Consider the following 17,365-nt stretch of genomic DNA (forward strand, 5'->3'; position numbering starts at 1 on the left):
CCCGGTCCGCGCCCGCCATCCGTCGAGCCCGCGCCTACACCTTGCCGGTGCCCATCCCCTTGCCGACGCTCAGGGGCGGCGGCGCCCCGATCAGCGACATGGCACCCGGGGCCGCCGCGGTCTCGACGCGGGCGGCCGGCGGATCGTTCACCGCCGGGTCGGGGACCTTCGCCTTCCAGGCCTCGGCCGCGCTGCGGGCCGCGGCCAGATCCTTCGGCGCCAGCTTGGCCGCCACCTCGTCGCGCTTGCGGCCGGCATCGTCGTCGCCCTGCGCGGCGGCCGCCGCGAACCAGCCATAGGCCTGCGACAGATCCTGGGTGACGCCGAGGCCCCGGGCGAGCAGGACCGCGAGGTTGTACTGGCTGTCGCGCACCCCGTATTCGGCGGCTTTGCGGAACCAGGTCGCCGCGGACGTGTAGTCGGGCTTGCCGCCGGCGGCGCCGGACTCGGCCAGCATCACCGCGAGGTTGTGCATCGCCCGGACATGGCCCTGGATCGCCGCGCGGCCGTACCAGAGCCGCGCCTTGTCCTGGTCGCGGACCAGGCCGAGGCCCTTCTCGTACTGGCTGCCGAGGCGGTACTGCGCCGGGGCGTAGCCGGCCCCGGCCAGGCGGTCGAACAGCTTGGCGGCGAGCGCGGTATCCCGCGGCAGGCCGCGGCCGTCGACGGCCCGGCTGGCGAGCTCGTAGATCGCGGCGCCGTCGCCCTCCAGGGCCGCCTGCCGCAAGGACGCGGCGCCCGCCGGAATGCCGGCGAGATCGTGGCTCAGGGACGCCATGTCGGTCACCCGCGGCGTCGCCGGCCGGGCCGCGAGGGCGGGCTTGGCAGTCTCCGAGGGACCGGTCTCCACACCCTTCTGGAGAGACGATTCGGGCTTGGCAGGGGACGGCTTCGCCTCCGCGGCCTTGATATCGGACATCTTGGTCTCGGGGCCCTTGGTCTCGGGGCCCTTGGCCTCGGCCGGCTTCGCGTCGGCCGACGCCGTCGCCGCGGGCGCCACGACCGGGGGCGTGCCCTTGGGAAGAGCTGACGCGCCGGTGGCCTGGGTCGTCGCCGGATCGACCGGCGCCGTGGCCTCGCGGGAGACGGTCGGGGCGCTGGTCCGCGCGCTCTGAAGCGCCTGCAGCGTGCCGAGCGCCAGCACGATCGCCGCGATGCCGAGGAGCAGCGGCCGGCGGCGGCGCTCGATCGCGGCCCGCAGCCGCTCGACCAGGCTGCCCCGGGCCTCGACGTCGCGCTCGGCGGTGGGGGCGGCCTGGCCGGTGCCGGCGGCCTCGGCCGCTGCGGCCTGGGCGGCGCGGCGGGCCGCCGCGATGAAGCTCGCCTTGATGTCGCCGGCCGGCGGCTCCGGCGCGGGGGCGACCTCGGCACGCGCCTGGCGCGGACGGAGCGCGCCGGGCTCGATCATCTCGTCGGCCGGGCTCGGCGGCCCGGCCCGGGGCGCCTCGGGCCGCCGGGCCGGACGCGGCTCCGGCACCGGGGCGGTGGTCTCGCGCAAGGAATCGCGCAGGGTCCGGGCGGTGCGGGGCGCCGCAGCGGCCGGAGCCGCCTCGCTCCGGCGGTCGCCGTCGAGATGGGTCAGCCGGGCGACCAGCTGCTCGAGGGCGGAATGCACGCCCTCCATGGTCGCCTGGAGGCGCTTGTCGGAGGCCGCCTGCTGCGCCCGCATGTCGGCCAGGACGGCCTGCAGCCCGCCCAGGCCCTCGGATTCCGCGCCCTTGCGCTCGGCCCCGATCGAATCGGCGACGCTGCGGGCGGCGCGCTCCGCCGCGGCCTGGATCGGCGCCTCGTCGCGCAGGAGCGCGACCTGGGCCAGGAGGTCGCCCATGGTACGCTCCAGACCCGCCAGGGCCGGATCGCTGCCGCGGGTGTCGATGCGGCTCGCCAGCGCCAGGACTTGGCGCTCGAGGCCGTCCAGGGTCTCGCCACCCGCCCCCTGCCCGACCCGGTCGAGCTTGTCGGCGAGGCTGCGCAGCATGCCGTGGATCGACGCGAGGTCGCTGCTCGGCAGCGCCGGCTGGCGCAGGGCCTCGCCGATCTGCTCCAGCCGGTCCATCACGTCGCCGACGGTGCTGACCGCCGCGACCTGGTCGACCTTGGCCGACAGGGCATCGATGCGGCCGAGGATGTCGCCGGCGGCGTCCGGCCGCTCGCGCCGTTCGGCGCGCAGGTCGTCGAGCTTGCGGTCGAGATCGGCGATGCCCTGAGCCAGGGCGGGGGCGTCGGCGCCCGGGGCGCGAACGCCCTCGCGGATCTCCTCCAGGAGAGGCCGCAGCTCGTTCATCAGGGCCGGGCTGTCGAGCATGCCGTTGCCGAGCCGGGTCACGGTCTCGGTGAGTTCGTCGACCGACCGGGCGAGGTTCTGCACCCGGGCCGGCTCGGCGAGGGCCGCGAGCCGGCCGCGGATCTCCTCGAGCTCGCCGAACAGCTTGGCGATCGCGTCACGGTCGGCGAGCCCGGCCCGGTCGGCCCCCGCCGTCCCGTCGAGGGCTCCGCCCACCTGCTGCGCCAGGCGCTCCACATCCTGCGCCACCCGGGCGTGCACGTTGGCGGCCACGTCCTCCGCGAGGCGGCCGACCTGGACCCGCATCAGGTCGATCGGTCCGGCGACGGCGACGAGATCGGCCGGGTCGCGGGCCCGCTGCACCTCGTCGGACAGCGTGCGGACCGCCTGCTCCAGGGTCATGAGGTCGCCGCTCGTGGCGAGCGTGCCGATCGATTCGCGCAGGCGCGAGGTCTCGGCCTGCAGCCCGGCGATCGCCGGAGAGAGCTTGTCGGCGGCGGCCTCGGCCGTCTCCATCACCCGGGCCAGGTCCCGCCGCAGGCCGTCGACCAGGATCTCCTGATCCGCCTCGGGTTGGCCGCCGTCGAGCTGCTGCTGGCGCTGGCGGATCTCCGCCACGGCGGCGGCGAGGCTGTTGGGCGCCGGGCGGGCGCGGCGGCCGGCCGGCCGCGCCGCACCCTCATGCGGGATGGGCTCGTGCTCGGCGGCGCGGGCCTCGTCACCCTGCGCCACCTTGCCGGGGGTCGCCTTCGGATCCTGCACGGTCTTGGCGAGGGCTTCGGCGGCAGCCTCGCGGCTCTCGCTGATGCGACGGTCGATCGCGTCGAGGCGACGGCCGATCGCGGCGACAGCCTCGATCAGCTGGGCATCGACGGTCGGCGGCGGGGCTGACGGGCTCGCGGCAGCCGAGACCGGCGCGGCCAGGGCCGGCGAGGCCTGGACCGAGGAGGTTTGGACCGAGGAGGCTTGGACCGAGGAGGCTTGGACCGGCGAGGATTGGAGAAGGGGGGGCTCGGATGCCGGCACCCCTGCGTGGCGCGCCCGCTGCGCCCGGGGCGCCTCGTGCGGCCGGTTCCGGTCCGGCCGCCGGCCCTCGCTCCCGGGATCCGGGAAGCCCTGTGCCTGGAAACCATCATGCCGTGTGCGACGGGGACCGGCGGCGCGGCGCGTCTGCTGGCGCACACCCGCTCGGGCCGAGCCCTCGCTGATCGCCTCGGCCAGCCACTCGTCGACCGACAATCCGGCGCGGCGGGCAGCCTCGCGGGCGGCCTCGCGTAGCTCCGGATCGAATGCATCGAGTGTGGGAGCGGTCCGTCTCATAGCGGGCTCTGCGCAAGGGGTCGGAGGATCTCGCGGGTAGGCACCGGTTCATCACCGGCAGAAACCTCGAGCCCCCGCTCGATCCTGAAGATCCGGTCAGCGGCAGCAGCCTGATGAGGTTTCCGCCCGCACTTTCGAGCGGCACGGTAAACAAGCCGTTAAGCGCCGACCCTACGTCCGTTTGAGCTTGGCAGGGTGGCGGCGATGGATGCATGCGCAACTGAATGATGGACGATTTGTGTTCACAACCTCTGGGCGAGCTTACGCAAGCCGTGCGGGCATTTGACGCCTCAAGTGCCACGCCTTACGCCTGTAACGGTAATGTGATTTCCCGCATAAGGGCTTGAAGTGGAACGTTTTTTACCGTAAGTAACACACGCTCAAGTTGACGTTACCTTTCCCTTAGGTAGGTCATTTGACCTTCTTTGTGTCACAGGGCGTCCACGGGGCGCCGCTGGCATGGACAGTGCGCGTGTCTCAACGGGGGAATCGGCATGGCTTATGATCGGCAGACCGAGAGCAGCAGAGGAGCGCCCGCCCGCTCCAGCGGGTCGGCGTCTCGCCCCGGCCGGCCGTCCGGCCGCTCGACGGCACCGGCGACGCTCACCATCGGCGACCTCGCCGAGGAGTTCGGCGTAACATTGCGGGCGCTGCGCTTCTATGAGGCGAAGGGTCTCCTGCATCCCCAGCGCCGCGGCACGACCCGGCTCTACACCGAGGACGACCGCTCGCGCCTCGCCACCATCCTGCGCGGCAAGGAGCTCGGCTTCACCCTGCGGGAGATCGCCGCGATGGTCGACGGCGACGAGCTCGCCGAGGCCGGCACCGGCGCGACCCTCGCCCTGTCCCCGGCCCAGGTCGCCGAGCAGATCACCCATCTGGAGAACCAGAAGGCGGAGATCGAGCGGGCGCTCGAGGCGCTGCGGGGCTACGGCAAGCCCGTCGCGAGCGCCTGAGGCTTTTTAAAACCCGCGGCGAAGAGCGATAATTGTTCTGGCGGCGCCCTGCGGGGGCGGGCGCCGCCCGGATTGAGACGGTCAACCTTATTACGGTCAGGGCCCGGTGGCGCCCGGCATCCCCCTTGCCGTTCCATGCCCAGATAGTTTACATATGAACTATCTCGCCGCGGGAGACGCCGCGGACGGATCTGGAACGGATCGTGGGAGCGGGGGAAACATGCCGAGCTACAAGGCGCCGGTGGAGGACGTGCTGTTCCTCCTCAACGACGTGTTCGGGATCGCGCGCTACAGCAACCTGCCCGGCTTCGCCGAGGCGACGCCCGACGTGGTCGAGGCGGTGATCGCCGAGGGCGCGAAGCTTTGCGAGGAGGTGCTGGCGCCGCTCAACCGCGTCGGCGACCTCGAGGGCTGCACCCGCCATCCGGACGGCAGCGTGACGACGCCCAAGGGCTTCAAGGCCGGCTACGACGCCTATGCGGGCGGCGGCTGGATGGGCCTGTCGATGCCGGCCGAGTATGGCGGCCAGGGCCTGCCCCACACCCTCAACAGCGTGATGCAGGAATTCGTCTCCGGCGCCAACACCGCGCTCGGGATGTATCCGGGCCTGACCCAGGGCGCGATGGCGGCCCTGCTGGTCCACGGCTCCGAGGAGCAGAAGCGGACCTACCTGCCCAAGATGATCGAGGGCATCTGGACCGGCACGATGAACCTGACCGAGCCGCATTGCGGCACGGATCTCGGCCTGCTCAAGACCAAGGCGGTCCCGAACGGCGACGGCTCCTATGCGCTCACCGGCACCAAGATCTTCATCTCGGCCGGCGAGCACGACCTGTCGGAGAACATCATCCACCTGGTGCTCGCCCGGATCGAGGGCGCGCCGGCGGGCACCAAGGGCATCTCGCTCTTCGTGGTGCCGAAGTTCCTGGTCGGGCCGGACGGGACGGTGGGGGCCCGCAACGGCGTGTCCTGCGGCGCCATCGAGCACAAGATGGGCATCCACGGCAACGCCACCTGCGTGATGAACTACGACGGAGCCACCGGCTGGCTCGTCGGCGAGGCCAATCGCGGCCTCAACGCGATGTTCGTGATGATGAACGAGGCCCGCCTCGCCGTCGGCATCCAGGGCCTCGGCCAGTCCGAGGTGGCCTACCAGAACGCCGTCGCCTATGCCCGCGACCGGCTCCAGGGCCGGGCGCTCACCGGCGCCAAGGCGCCCGAGAAGCCCGCAGACCCGATCATCGTCCATCCGGACGTGCGGCGGACGCTGCTCACCATCCGCGCCTTCAACGAGGCCGCCCGGGCGCTCGTGATCTGGACCGCGCTCCAGGCCGACATCGCCCACCGCTCCGAGGACCCGGCTGCCCGCCAGGCGGCGGAGGACCACATGGGCCTGCTCACCCCGGTGGTGAAGGGCGTGCTGACCGACCGGGGCTTCGCCAACGCGGTCGATGCCCAGCAGATGTTCGGCGGCCACGGCTACATCGAGGAATGGGGGATGTCGCAATTCGTGCGCGACGCCCGCATCGCCCAGATCTACGAGGGCGCCAACGGCATCCAGGCGATGGACTTGGTCGGCCGGAAATTGCCGCGTGACGGCGGCCGGGCGATGATGCGCTTCCTCGCCGAGGTCGAGGGCTTCTGCAAGGAGAACGCCGAGGACGAGAGCCTCAAGGTCTTCTGCGCTCCCCTGATGAAGAGCCTCGGCCACCTGCAGCAGGCGACGATGTGGCTGATGCAGAACGCCATGGCCAAGCCCGACAATGCGGGCGCGGCGGCGACCGACTACATGCACCTGATGGGCCTCGTCGCCCTGGGCTATATGTGGGGCCGGATCGCCAAGGCCACGGCCGAGAAGAAGCGGTCCGGCGACGGCATCGCCGAGCGCCTCGACGCCCGGCTCGCCACCGGCCGGTTCTACGTCGAGCGCGTCCTGCCGGAGACCGGCACCCGGCTGGCCCGGATCTCGGCCGGGTCCGACGCCGTCATGGCGGTGCCGGCGGAGCTGTTCTAGCCTTACCCGATGCCTGAACGCCGTCCCGGTCCCCGACCGGGACGGCCCGACGTGCCTGCGGCCCGCGAACGGGCCGCCCGCGAGACACTTCCGGGAAGACGCCCATGCCCGACGCCTACATCTACGACCACGTCCGCACGCCCCGCGGCCGCGGCAAGCCCGACGGCTCGCTGCACGAGGTGACGGCGCTCCGCCTCGCCGAGACGGCGCTCCGCGCCCTCAAGGACCGCAACTCCCTCGACACCAGGCTCGTCGACGACATCGTGCTCGGCTGCGTCGACCCGGTCGGCGAGGCCGGCGGCGACATCGCGCGCGCCGCGGCCCTCGTGGCCGATTACGGCGACCACGTGCCGGGCGTGCAGATCAACCGGTTCTGCGCCTCGGGCCTCGACGCGGTGAACTTCGCCGCGGCCCAGGTGATGAGCGGCCAGCACGACATGGCGGTCGGCGGCGGCGTCGAATCGATGAGCCGCGTCGGCCTCGGCGCCTCCGGCGGCGCCTGGCCGGTCGACCCGGCCATCGCCATCAAGTCGTACTTCATGCCGCAGGGCGTCTCGGCCGACCTGATCGCCACCAAGTACGGCTTCTCCCGCGACGAATGCGACGCCTACGCGGTCGAGTCGCAGAAGCGCGCCGCCCGCTCCTGGCAGGACGGCCGGTTCAAGCCGTCGGTGGTGCCGGTGCGCGACGTCAACGGCCTGACGCTGCTCGCCCATGACGAGCACATGCGGCCGAGCACCGACATGCAGTCGCTGGCGGCCCTCAAGCCCTCCTTCGTCCAGATGGGCCAGATGGGCGGCTTCGACGCGGTCGCGGTCGACGCGCATCCGGACGTCGAGGCGGTGGAGCACGTCCATCACGCCGGCAATTCGTCCGGCATCGTCGACGGCGCCGCCGCGGTGCTGATCGGCTCGAAGGAGGCCGGGGCCTCGGCGGGCCTGAAGCCCCGCGCCCGCATCCGGGCATTCGCCAATATCGGCTCGGACCCGGCCCTGATGCTCACCGGCCCGGTCGACGTGACCCGCAAGGTGCTCAAGCGCGCCGGGATGAGCGTCAGTGACATCGACCTGTTCGAGGTCAACGAGGCCTTCGCGGCGGTGGTGCTGCGCTTCCTCCAGGCCTTCGCGGTCGATCCCGCCAAGGTCAACGTCAATGGCGGCACGATCGCGCTGGGCCACCCCCTCGGCGCCACCGGCGCGATGATCCTCGGCACCGTCCTCGACGAGTTGGAGCGCACGGGCAAGCAGACCGCCCTCGTGACCTTGTGCATCGGCGCCGGCATGGGCACCGCCACGATCATCGAGCGGGTGTGATGCCGATGCGCGCCCTCGCCCCTCTCGCCGCCTGCCTCGCCGTCGCGCTGGTCCTCGCCGGTCCGGCCCGGGCCGACGACGACCGGATCGCGCTCGCCCGCGACATCGTCACCAAGACCGTGGCCCGCAACCTGACGCAGGCGTTCAAGCAGGCCGAGGAGAAGACCCTCGCCTCGATGAGCGCCGAGCAGGCCGGCCAACTGCGCCCCGAGCTGGAAAAGACCTTCGCGCAGGAGCGCGACACCCTCGTCGACGGGCTGTCGAAGGAATACGCCCAAAAATTCGACGCGGCCGAACTGAAGCGGCTGGCGACGATCTACGACAACCCGGTCTACCAGAAGTTCCAGGCGCTCAACGCCGACCCGACCTCGATGGTCACCACGATCACCAAGGATGCGGTGACCAAGATGATGAACCTGCTCTCGCTGGCGGCCCTGTCGCAGCAGGGCAACGGCCAGAACCCGGCCCCGCAGGGCATGCCGGCTCCGACACAGGCTCCTGCGCCCGCACCGGCCCCGGTGCCTGCACCGGCACCGGTGCCCGCACCGGCCAAGCCGTAATCGCTCTCACGAGGCCTTCGCCATGAACCTCACGAATTTCCGCTTCGAGACCGATGCCGACGGCGTGGCGCTCGCCACCTGGGACATGCCGGGCCGCTCGATGAACGTCGTCACCCCGGAGGTGATGGACGAGCTGAACCAGATCATCGACGCGGTGGTGGCCGATTCCGCCGTCAAGGGCTGCGTCGTCACCTCCGGCAAGGACACCTTCTCGGGCGGCGCCGACCTGACGATGCTGCAGGGCCTCGGCGCCGAGTACGCGCGCCTTGCCCGCGAGCGCGGCGAGGAGGAGGCGATGACCTTCTTCTTCGAGGAATCGCGCCGGCTCACCCTGCTGTACCGCAAGCTCGAAACCTGCGGGAAGCCGTTCGCGGCGGCGGTGCACGGCACCTGCCTCGGCGGCGCCTTCGAGCTGGCGCTGGCCTGCCACCACCGGATCCTGTCGGACGACGACAAGACCCGGGTCGGCCTGCCGGAGATCAAGGTCGGGCTGTTTCCGGGCGCCGGCGGCACCCAGCGCGTCGCCCGCCTGATGCAGACCGGCGATGCCCTCCAGATGCTGTTCAAGGGCGAGCAGATCCGCCCGCTGATGGCCCGCAACATGGGGCTCGTCCACGCGGTGGCGCCGAAGCCTGAGATCGTCGAGAGGGCGAAGGAGTGGATCAAGGCCGGCGGCTCCGCCGTCGCGCCCTGGGACCAGCCGAAGTTCAAGGCGCCGTCCGGCAAGGTCTACTCGCCGGCCGGCATGATGACCTGGCCGCCGGCCAACGCCATCTACCGCCGTGAGACCCACGACAACTACCCGGCCGCCAAGGCGATCCTGCACGCCGTCTACGAGGGCCTGCAGCTGCCGATGGACCTCGCGCTCAAGGTCGAGAGCCGGTACTTCGCCAAGATCCTGCGCTCGCCGGAAGCGGCGGCGATGATCCGCACCCTGTTCCTGTCGATGGGCGAGCTCAACAAGGGCGCCCGCCGGCCGAAGGGCGTCGGGGCGGTGCCGCTGAAGACGGTGGGCGTCGTCGGCGCCGGCTTCATGGGCGCCGGCATCGCCTACGTCTCCGCGAATGCCGGGCTCGAGGTGGTGCTCGTCGATCAATCCACGGAAGCCGCCGAGAAGGGCAAGTCCTACGCCCACAAGCTGGTCTCCGACCAGATCATGAAGGGCCGCGCCAAGACCGCCGACCGCGACGCGCTCCTCGGGCGCATCACCGCGACCGGCGATTACGGCGCTCTCGCTGCCTGCGACCTCGTCGTCGAGGCGGTGTTCGAGGATCCGAAGGTCAAGGCCGAGGTGATCGCCAAGGTCGAGGCGGTGATCGGGCCCGACGCGATCTTCGCCTCCAACACCTCGACCCTGCCGATCAGCGGCCTGGCCAAGGCGTCGAGCCGGCCGGAGCAGTTCATCGGCATCCACTTCTTCTCGCCGGTCGAGAAGATGATGCTGGTCGAGATCATCATGGGCAAGACGACGGGTGAGCGGGCGCTCGCCGTCGCCCTCGACTACGTCCGGGCGATCAAGAAGACCCCGATCGTCGTCAACGACGCCCGCGGCTTCTTCGCCAACCGCTGCGTCGGCGCCTACATCCTCGAAGGCCACCTGATGCTGGGCGAGGGCGTGCCGGCGGCGATGATCGAGAATGCCGGGCGCCAGGCCGGCATGCCGGTCGGCCCGCTCTCGCTCAACGACGAGGTCGGCGTCGACCTCGCCCTCAAGATCGTCAAGGCGACGAAGGCGCAGGTCGGCGAGGCCGCCGTCAACCCGGTCCAGGAGCGCCTGCTCACCGCCCTCGTCGAGGGCGAGGGCCGGCTCGGGCGCAAGAACCGCAAGGGCTTCTACGACTATCCCGAGCAGGGTTCCAAGAAGCTCTGGCCGGGTCTGCGCGACCTTCAGGAGACCAGGCTCGATCCCGACGCCGTGGACTTTTCGGAGCTGAAGCAGCGCCTCCTCGTCACCCAGGCTCTGGAGGCGGCCCGGACATTCGGCGAGGGCGTGGTCACCGATCCGCGCGAGGCCGATGTCGGCTCGATCCTCGGTTTCGGCTTCGCGCCGTTCACCGGCGGCGCCCTGTCCTACATCGACTTCATGGGGGCGGCCCGGTTCGTCGCGCTGTGCCGCAATCTGGAGGCCAAGCACGGCGCCCGCTTCTCCCCGCCGGAGACGCTGGTGGCGATGGCCGAGACGGGCGGCACCTTCTACGGCGAGGCGGCCAAGCAGGCGGCCTGAGCGCCCATCGGGCCGGAACTCCCCCCACCCGCGCCTTCATCCCGAGGGCGCGGGTCGGACATGACGAAACGGTCTCCCCCCGCGGCGTGTTACTCCGCCCGGCTCGGCGCCAGCCACGCCCCCGCGAAGCGAAACACCGGCTCGCCGCGCTGGTTGGTGCCGGTGGCGGTATGGCTGACGACGCCCCAGCCCGGCCGGGTGCGCGACGCCCGCGCCTCGGTCAGGGTGACGTCGTAGCGGATCGTGTCGCCGGCATAGACCGGCTTCAGCCATTGCAGATCGCGAAAGCCCGGCGAGGGCCCGCCCTCGACGATCGGGTCGCCGTTTTCGACGGCGAGCGCCCGGCCGCGGTCGCGGGCCGCGACCATGCGCTTCATCCAGGCCGCCGCCGTGTGCCAGCCCGAGGCGCACAGGCCACCGAAATGCGTTGTTTCCGCCGCCGCCTCGTCGACGTGGAAGGGCTGCGGGTCGAAGGCGCGGGCGAAGCGCAGGATGTCCTCGCGGGTGAAGTGGTGCGCGCCGAGGTCGAAGCACCGGTTCAGCGGCATGTCCTCGAGATGGACCGACGGAAGCGCCTCGCCCTCGGTCAGGTCGGCGGGCGCAGGATCCTCCGGAGGGCGCGGCCGCGGCGGCAGGGGCGGCGTGCCGGCCTTACCGAACATCGCCCAGAAATCCTGGGTCATCACCGGCTGGCCGGCGCCGTTCGCGATCTCGAGCAGGAAGCGCACGAAGCCGCGGTCGGGCTTGCTGCCGGAGGGCCGGCTCTCGGTGACGTTCATCCGCATCGACAGGGAATCGCCGGGACGGACCGGGCGCAGCCAGCGCACCGCCTCGATGCCGGGAGAGCCCATCGAGCTCGATTGCAGGATGAAGCCGTCGGCGACGAGACGCATGCCGAGCGCGCAGGTGTGCCAGCCCGAGGCGATCAGCCCGCCGACGAAGCTGTCCTTCGCCGCCGCCTCGTCGATGTGGAAGCCCTGCGGATCGAACTCGCGGGCGAAGCCCACGATGTCGTCGCGGCTCACCGCCAGCGGCCCGAAATCGAGCCGGAGACCGGGCGTGAGATCCTCGAAGCAGTAACGGGGCATGGGGGGCGTCCGGCGGCGTTCAGGAGCCGCCGGGCTAGCACGGCGAAGGTCCGACGCGGAAGCGCCTGCGGCCCTTCGACATGCGCCCGGACGCCTCAAGAAAATGCGCCGGCAGCCTTGTGGGCGAGGCGGATCGGCTCGGGGAGCCGGAATTTCGGCGCGCAGGCGAGCACCAGGGCGACGCTCGTCGGGATGTCGGCGAGGTGGCCCGGCGAGATGAACAGGGGATGCTTAGCCTTGCGCGTGCGGACGACCGCGCCGATGGTCTCAGCCCTGTCGATCAGCGGCTGGTGCGCGCCCTTCTCCTCGTCGAGCGGCGCGTTGCGGCCGCAGAGCCGGGTCTTGCCGACGCCGATCGTCGGGCGCTGGAGCCACAGGCCCATATGGCTGGCGATGCCGATGCGGCGCGGATGCGCCGTGCCCATGCCGTCGAACAGGAATACGTCGGGCTCGGCCTGGAGCCGTCCGAAGGCCTCCTCCAGCACCGGACCCTCGCGGAAGCTGAGCAGGCCCGGCACGTAGGGAAACGGCGTCGGCATCAACGCCGTCACGGTCTCGACCACCCGGAAATCCGGGTAGGTCGCGACCACGATCGCCGCGTGCGAGCGGTCGTTCTTCACGCTGACATCGACGCCGGCGACGAGCCGCACGGCGTCGAGGGCGAGGGGCCGGTCGGCCACGACCTCGGCGGCGAGCTGGCGCTGGAGCACCACCGCCTCCGCCGGCGTCAGGTCCCAGCCGTGGCGCCGGACGAGATCCATCAGGTGTTGAAGCGGAAATGCAGCACGTCGCCGTCCTGCACCAGGTATTCCTTGCCCTCGAGCCGGAGCTTGCCGGCCTCGCGGGCACCCGCCTCGCCCTTCAGCGCCGTGTAATCGGCGAAGGCGATGGTCTCGGCGCGGATGAAGCCCTTCTCGAAGTCGGTGTGGATCACCCCGGCGGCGGCCGGCGCGCGGGTGCCCTTGGTGATGGTCCAGGCCCGGGCCTCCTTCGGCCCGACGGTGAAGTAGGTGATGAGGCCGAGCAGTTCGTAGCCGGCGCGGATCACCCGGTTCAGGCCGGGCTCGGTCAGCCCCACCGCCTCCAGGTACTCGACCTGCTCCGCCGGAGGCAGGACCGCAATCTCGCTCTCGATCTTGGCCGAGACGACGACGGCCTTGGCGCCCTCCTCCTTCGCGCGGGCGAAGACGGCGGCCGAGTGGGCGTTGCCGGAATCGGCCGCGCCTTCCTCGACGTTGCAGACGTAGAGCACGGGCTTGGCCGTCATCAGGCCGAGCTGCGAGAACAGGCGCTCCTCCTCGGCTTTTCGCTGGACGAGCCGCGCCGGCTTGCCGTCGCGCAGGAGCGGCAGCGCCCGCTGCACCAGGTCGAGGACCTCCTTGGCCTCCTTGTCGGCGCCCTTGGCCTTCTTCTCGAGCGCCGTGACGCGCTTCTCGAGGCTGTCGAGATCGGCCAGCATCAGCTCGGTCTCGATCGTCTCGATGTCGGCGATCGGGTCGACCTTGCCCTCGACGTGGGTGACGTCGCCGTCCTCGAAGCAGCGCACGACATGCGCGATGGCGTCGACCTCGCGGATATTGGCGAGGAACTGGTTGCCCAGGCCCTCCCCTTTCGAGGCGCCGCGCACCAGGCCGGCGATGTCGACGAAGGTCAGGCGGGTCGGGATGATCTCCTTCGAGCCGGCGATGCGCGCGAGGTCGTCGAGCCGGGGATCCGGCACCGCCACCTCGCCGACATTCGGCTCGATGGTGCAGAACGGGTAGTTCGCCGCCTGCGCCGCCGCGGTCTGCGTCAGCGCGTTGAAGAGCGTCGACTTGCCGACGTTCGGCAGGCCGACGATGCCGCATTTGAAGCCCATCAGATCGTTCCGTTCGATTCGCTAGAGACCGCCGGCCCGCGGCCAGATCGCGTCGCCATTGCGGTGTGAAGATGTCGGGGTCAAGCCGGCTTCTCGCCGACGCGCTTCACCTCGTCCCAGCCCCGTCCGGCCATGGCGAGGTGGACCTTGTTCTGGAAGCGGGCATCCTCGCCGGAGGCCAGCAGCTCGGCGGCGTCGGCCATCGCGTCGCACAGGTCCTCGACCCACGGCATCTCGGCCTTGGCGAAATCGTTGAGCACGTAGGCGTGGACGAGGGCCTTGTCGCCCGGATGCCCGATGCCGAGGCGGGCGCGCCAGTACTCGTTGCCGCATTGCGCGGTGATCGAGCGCAGGCCGTTATGGCCCGCATTGCCGCCGCCCTTCTTCACCCGGAGCTTGGCGGGCGCGAGATCGAGCTCGTCGTGGAACACCACCACGTCCTCGAGCGGGATCTTGTAGAAGCGCTGCGCTTCCGCCACCGCCCGGCCGGATTCGTTCATGAAGGTCAGGGGCTTGAGGAGCAGCACGCGCTCCGTGCCGATCACCGCCTCGGTGCTCTCGCCCTGGAACTTGCGCCGCCACGGCGCGGCGCGGTGCCGGCGCGCGATCGCGTCGAGCGCCATGAAGCCGATATTGTGCCGGTTGCCCGCGTAGCGGGTGCCGGGATTGCCGAGGCCGACGAACAGCCGCATGGCGACAGGAAGCTCCCCGAGAAAGCGGAAACGCCCCGGGTCTCGCGACCGGGGCGTCCCGATTGACAGGTGAGGCCAGAGCCGAAAAAAGCCGGCTCAGTCCTCCTTGGCGGCCTCGCCCTCGGCAGCCTCTTCGGCGGCCTCGGCAGCCGACTCGGCGCGGGCGGCCTCGGCCACCGCGGCCTCCTCGGCCTCGACCTCGGCGCCGAGCACCGTCGGCGGCACGAGCGTGGCGACGACCTCGTCCCCGCCGAGGGCGAGGGTGGCGCCGGCCGGCACGGGCAGGTCGGAGACGTGGATGGTGTCGCCGATGTTCTTGCCGGTCAGGTCGACGGTGATCGCGTCGGGGATCGACTCGGGCGCGACCTCGACCGCGACGGTGTGGTGCACGATGTTGAGCGTGCCGCCATTCTGCTTGATGCCGGGAGCCGCGTCCTCGTTGGTGAAGTGCACCGGCACCTCGACCTCGACCGACTGACCGGCGACGACGCGCAGGAAGTCGACGTGCAGCGGCACGCCGGAGACCGGGTCGAGCTGGTAGTCGCGCGGGATCGCCCGGACCTTGCGGCCGCCGGCGCTGATCTCGAACACGGTGGTCAGGAAGCCACCGGCGTAGATCAGGGTGCGGGTGCGGATGAGGTCGATGGCGATGGCCTGCGGCGGCTGATTGCCCCCGTAGACGACGGCAGGCACCTGGCCCTGGCGACGAACGGCCCGGGCGGCCCCCTTGCCGACCCGGTCGCGTGCCACGGCCTCAAGCGGCTTCACGGCGCTCATGGCGTGATCCTTAAAACTGGTGTTGCGGATGGCTCAAACGCCGAAGGCCGCCCCCTCGAGGACGGCCCTGTGAACCGACGTCGCCACGCCCGTTCCCGATGAGGGGAATCCGGCCTCCAAGGGTGTCCGGCGGGCGGGGGTGCTGCTAGCAGAGACGGGCCCCGATGGCAAGGACGGGGAGATCCCGCGGACGACCCGGCCTTTCGCGCATCGGCCGGACGGATCCTTAACCGGACGGCCGCGACCTTAGGGAGGCATCGCTCCCCCTCTCGAAAGGTTGTCCCGTGACGCGGCCGATCCTCTGGGCCCTCGGCGTGCTCGCCGGCGCCGCCCTCACCGGCGGCTCGATGACCGAGCGTTTCGCCCGGGCAGGCCACGGCGCCCCGGCTCCGGCAGCCGAGGCGGCGCAGGTGGCGCCCGGATCCGCCTCCAGCGTGACGCTGGCCCAGGATCTGTCGGGCCATTTCCAGGCCTACCCGCAGGTCGAGGGGCAGGTGCTGCGCATGCTGGTCGATACCGGCGCCACGCTCTGCGTCTTCACCAGCGAGGATGCGCAGCGGATCGGGGTCCGGGTCGGCCCGCGCGACTTCACCGCCCAGGTCGCCACCGCCAACGGCACGGTGCCGGCGGCGCGGGTCCGGGTGCGCGAGATGCGCCTCGGCGGGATCGCGGTGCGTGACGTCGAGGCCCTGGTTCTGCCGAGCGGGCGCCTCGAGACCAGCCTGCTCGGCATGTCGTTCCTGCGCCGCCTGCGCGGCTTCGAGGTCGCGGCGGGCCGGATGATCCTGCGGGGATGAGCCTCTGGGCATTGTCCGACGACGTGGACGCCGGTTCGTCGGCGACAATGCGGCACACTCAAAAACCTCGAGCAGCGTCCGATCACAGCGTGATCGGACGCTGCCCTGGCATCAGGTGCTCGGGCAGGCCCCGCCGTTGCTGTTGGAGACGACGGTCGGCAGCACGACCTCCGGGACCGAGGTGACCGAGACGTTGTAGACCTTGCCGTTGCGCACCGGCCAGACCACGGACTCGGTCACGGTGCCGAGGTTGAACCGTTTGGCGAAGCTGGCGGCGAAGATCGGCTTGTAGGCCATCGTCAGCTCGACGACGACGTAGCGGGCGCCCGCGCTCTTGAAGGCGTCCGGCACCGGCGGCACGTCGGTCGGGCCGGTCGGCGCCGGCGCGGAGGCGTTGCCGGCATCCACGGCGTAGGAGCAGACCTTGGCCTTGCCGTTCGCATCGTAGACACCGACCGCCTTGGCGGCGATCCGCGCCGTGGCGCCGTCATAGGGGGCGAGGACCGCGCGTCCCGCCTTCACGATCAAGGCGAACTGGTTCGCCGAGATGTCACCTCCCTCCCGCGCCACCAGATCGGCCACGGTGCGGGCCGCCAGGGTCACCTTGCGGACGTTGCCGATATAGCCGGCGAGATCGGTCGTGCCGAAATAGAGCAGCAGCAGAAGCGGCAGCACCAGCGCGAACTCGACTGCGGCGACGCCGTCCCGCCCGCCCCGAAAGCGCGCGAGCGCGTCAGGCATGTCACGACGGCGCGCGAGCGCATGACGGATGGGCCCCGATTCCCGTCGCGCGCTCACTGGAACGGCTCCGTGCGGAAGGCCACGGTGCTCTGCAGCACCCTCTTGCCGTTCGACAGGGTGTTGGGATTGAGGAAGCCGAAGAAGACCGGAAACTCCACCGCCGCCTGCACGATCACGATCTGACCCGGCCCCGGATCCTGGTACTGGGTGCCGAAATCGGTCCGCCAGGACCGCGAGCCGGCATTGATCGGGCTCGTCGGCGTGAAGCTGTCGCCGTCGGACAGCGTCAGCACGTCGACCTTGACGCTGCTGCACGAGAAGATCGCGACCTGGCTCTTGCAGATTGCGTCCTTGAACTTCTTCAGCGCGGCCTGCTGCGTGGTGGTGTCGGCAGGCGGAGGCGGATCCGTCGCGCGAGCGGCCTGGAACTGGCCGGTATAGAGCTGGCGCGAGGCACCCGAGACGGCGTTGTCGAGGACTTGGGCGGCGAAGAACGCCAGCGCGGTCTCGGTGATCGCCGCGACGAGGCAGAGGAACGGCAGCCCGATCAGTGCGAATTCCACCGCGGTCGCCCCCTCGCGGGCGGACGGGAAGCCGGCGATCCGTAACCGGATCGCGATGATCCGCAACCGGATCGCGGCGATCCGCGACCCGAACGAGGAGCCGCGCGCCGTCGAGGCCCGCCCGGCCGGCGGTCCTTTAGCATCGGGCAGGCGACGACGGAGCATGGCGCGGTTCGGA

General features: G+C 71.2%; 14 protein-coding genes. 6 read left to right on the forward strand and 8 right to left on the reverse strand.

The window, feature by feature from the left end; genetic code table 11:
- Positions 1-34: 34 nt before the first annotated feature.
- Positions 35-3,604 carry a tetratricopeptide repeat protein gene (locus DA075_RS10715; RefSeq protein ID WP_099953197.1) on the reverse strand — a complete coding sequence of 1,190 codons (3,570 nt, stop codon included), beginning with the start codon at positions 3,602-3,604 and terminating at the stop codon, positions 35-37.
- A gap of 494 nt (positions 3,605-4,098) precedes the next feature.
- Here DA075_RS10715 and DA075_RS10720 point away from each other — a divergent pair, with 494 nt between their 5' ends.
- The 5 genes from DA075_RS10720 to DA075_RS10740 all read left to right on the forward strand — a co-directional run bounded on the left by DA075_RS10720 (position 4,099) and on the right by DA075_RS10740 (position 10,671).
- Positions 4,099-4,560 (forward strand): MerR family transcriptional regulator, encoded by a 462-nt coding sequence (locus tag DA075_RS10720; protein ID WP_099953198.1) that lies wholly within the window; start codon positions 4,099-4,101, stop codon positions 4,558-4,560.
- 220 nt (positions 4,561-4,780) lie between these two features.
- Positions 4,781-6,574 carry an acyl-CoA dehydrogenase C-terminal domain-containing protein gene (locus DA075_RS10725; RefSeq protein ID WP_099953199.1) on the forward strand — a complete coding sequence of 598 codons (1,794 nt, stop codon included), beginning with the start codon at positions 4,781-4,783 and terminating at the stop codon, positions 6,572-6,574.
- 104 nt (positions 6,575-6,678) lie between these two features.
- Positions 6,679-7,887, forward strand: coding sequence for an acetyl-CoA C-acetyltransferase (locus tag DA075_RS10730; protein ID WP_099953200.1), 1,209 nt, complete (start codon positions 6,679-6,681; stop codon positions 7,885-7,887).
- Positions 7,887-8,447: a hypothetical protein gene (locus tag DA075_RS36535; RefSeq protein ID WP_164712294.1), complete on the forward strand. Its 561-nt coding sequence runs from the start codon at positions 7,887-7,889 to the stop codon at positions 8,445-8,447. The genes DA075_RS10730 and DA075_RS36535 overlap by 1 nt, the downstream gene beginning before the upstream one ends.
- 22 nt (positions 8,448-8,469) lie before the next feature.
- Positions 8,470-10,671 (forward strand): 3-hydroxyacyl-CoA dehydrogenase NAD-binding domain-containing protein, encoded by a 2,202-nt coding sequence (locus DA075_RS10740; RefSeq protein ID WP_099953202.1) that lies wholly within the window; start codon positions 8,470-8,472, stop codon positions 10,669-10,671.
- An 89-nt stretch (positions 10,672-10,760) separates the two neighbouring features.
- Here the strand turns inward: DA075_RS10740 and DA075_RS10745 are convergent, their stop codons facing one another.
- From DA075_RS10745 to DA075_RS10765, 5 genes are all read right to left on the reverse strand, one after another.
- A complete protein-coding gene (locus DA075_RS10745; protein WP_099953203.1) occupies positions 10,761-11,759 on the reverse strand; it encodes a MaoC family dehydratase in 999 nt (332 codons plus the stop codon).
- A 95-nt stretch (positions 11,760-11,854) separates the two neighbouring features.
- Positions 11,855-12,520, reverse strand: a complete 666-nt coding sequence (gene nfi, locus DA075_RS10750; protein ID WP_099953204.1) for a deoxyribonuclease V — start codon at positions 12,518-12,520, stop codon at positions 11,855-11,857.
- Positions 12,520-13,617, reverse strand: a complete 1,098-nt coding sequence (ychF, locus tag DA075_RS10755) for a redox-regulated ATPase YchF (protein WP_099953205.1) — start codon at positions 13,615-13,617, stop codon at positions 12,520-12,522. The genes nfi and ychF overlap by 1 nt, the downstream gene beginning before the upstream one ends.
- Positions 13,618-13,697: 80 nt before the next feature.
- Complete coding sequence (gene pth / locus DA075_RS10760; protein ID WP_099953206.1) at positions 13,698-14,309, reverse strand: aminoacyl-tRNA hydrolase; 612 nt, start codon at positions 14,307-14,309, stop codon at positions 13,698-13,700.
- 96 nt (positions 14,310-14,405) lie between these two features.
- Positions 14,406-15,086 carry a 50S ribosomal protein L25/general stress protein Ctc gene (locus DA075_RS10765; RefSeq protein WP_099953207.1) on the reverse strand — a complete coding sequence of 227 codons (681 nt, stop codon included), beginning with the start codon at positions 15,084-15,086 and terminating at the stop codon, positions 14,406-14,408.
- A gap of 284 nt (positions 15,087-15,370) precedes the next feature.
- On the opposite strand from DA075_RS10765, the gene DA075_RS10770 reads away from it, so the two are divergent.
- Positions 15,371-15,883, forward strand: coding sequence for a retropepsin-like aspartic protease family protein (locus DA075_RS10770; protein WP_099953208.1), 513 nt, complete (start codon positions 15,371-15,373; stop codon positions 15,881-15,883).
- A gap of 111 nt (positions 15,884-15,994) precedes the next feature.
- Here DA075_RS10770 and DA075_RS10775 read toward each other — a convergent pair whose 3' ends face one another.
- Both DA075_RS10775 and DA075_RS10780 read right to left on the reverse strand, forming a co-directional pair.
- Positions 15,995-16,624, reverse strand: coding sequence for a TadE/TadG family type IV pilus assembly protein (locus tag DA075_RS10775; protein ID WP_099953209.1), 630 nt, complete (start codon positions 16,622-16,624; stop codon positions 15,995-15,997).
- Positions 16,625-16,677: 53 nt separating this feature from the next.
- Positions 16,678-17,352 (reverse strand): TadE/TadG family type IV pilus assembly protein, encoded by a 675-nt coding sequence (locus DA075_RS10780; RefSeq protein WP_099953210.1) that lies wholly within the window; start codon positions 17,350-17,352, stop codon positions 16,678-16,680.
- Positions 17,353-17,365 lie beyond the last annotated feature (13 nt).

Origin of the sequence: Methylobacterium currus, from assembly GCF_003058325.1 — a bacterium.
In the GTDB taxonomy this organism is placed as follows: domain Bacteria; phylum Pseudomonadota; class Alphaproteobacteria; order Rhizobiales; family Beijerinckiaceae; genus Methylobacterium; species Methylobacterium currus.

Coding starts and splice junctions, on each gene's coding strand:
- DA075_RS10715 (WP_099953197.1), bottom strand. CDS start 3,604: ATGAGACGGACCGCTCCCACACTCGATGCATTCGATCCGGAGCTACGC.
- DA075_RS10720 (WP_099953198.1), top strand. CDS start 4,099: ATGGCTTATGATCGGCAGACCGAGAGCAGCAGAGGAGCGCCCGCCCGC.
- DA075_RS10725 (WP_099953199.1), top strand. CDS start 4,781: ATGCCGAGCTACAAGGCGCCGGTGGAGGACGTGCTGTTCCTCCTCAAC.
- DA075_RS10730 (WP_099953200.1), top strand. CDS start 6,679: ATGCCCGACGCCTACATCTACGACCACGTCCGCACGCCCCGCGGCCGC.
- DA075_RS36535 (WP_164712294.1), top strand. CDS start 7,887: ATGCCGATGCGCGCCCTCGCCCCTCTCGCCGCCTGCCTCGCCGTCGCG.
- DA075_RS10740 (WP_099953202.1), top strand. CDS start 8,470: ATGAACCTCACGAATTTCCGCTTCGAGACCGATGCCGACGGCGTGGCG.
- DA075_RS10745 (WP_099953203.1), bottom strand. CDS start 11,759: ATGCCCCGTTACTGCTTCGAGGATCTCACGCCCGGTCTCCGGCTCGAT.
- nfi (WP_099953204.1), bottom strand. CDS start 12,520: ATGGATCTCGTCCGGCGCCACGGCTGGGACCTGACGCCGGCGGAGGCG.
- ychF (WP_099953205.1), bottom strand. CDS start 13,617: ATGGGCTTCAAATGCGGCATCGTCGGCCTGCCGAACGTCGGCAAGTCG.
- pth (WP_099953206.1), bottom strand. CDS start 14,309: ATGCGGCTGTTCGTCGGCCTCGGCAATCCCGGCACCCGCTACGCGGGC.
- DA075_RS10765 (WP_099953207.1), bottom strand. CDS start 15,086: ATGAGCGCCGTGAAGCCGCTTGAGGCCGTGGCACGCGACCGGGTCGGC.
- DA075_RS10775 (WP_099953209.1), bottom strand. CDS start 16,624: ATGCCTGACGCGCTCGCGCGCTTTCGGGGCGGGCGGGACGGCGTCGCC.
- DA075_RS10780 (WP_099953210.1), bottom strand. CDS start 17,352: ATGCTCCGTCGTCGCCTGCCCGATGCTAAAGGACCGCCGGCCGGGCGG.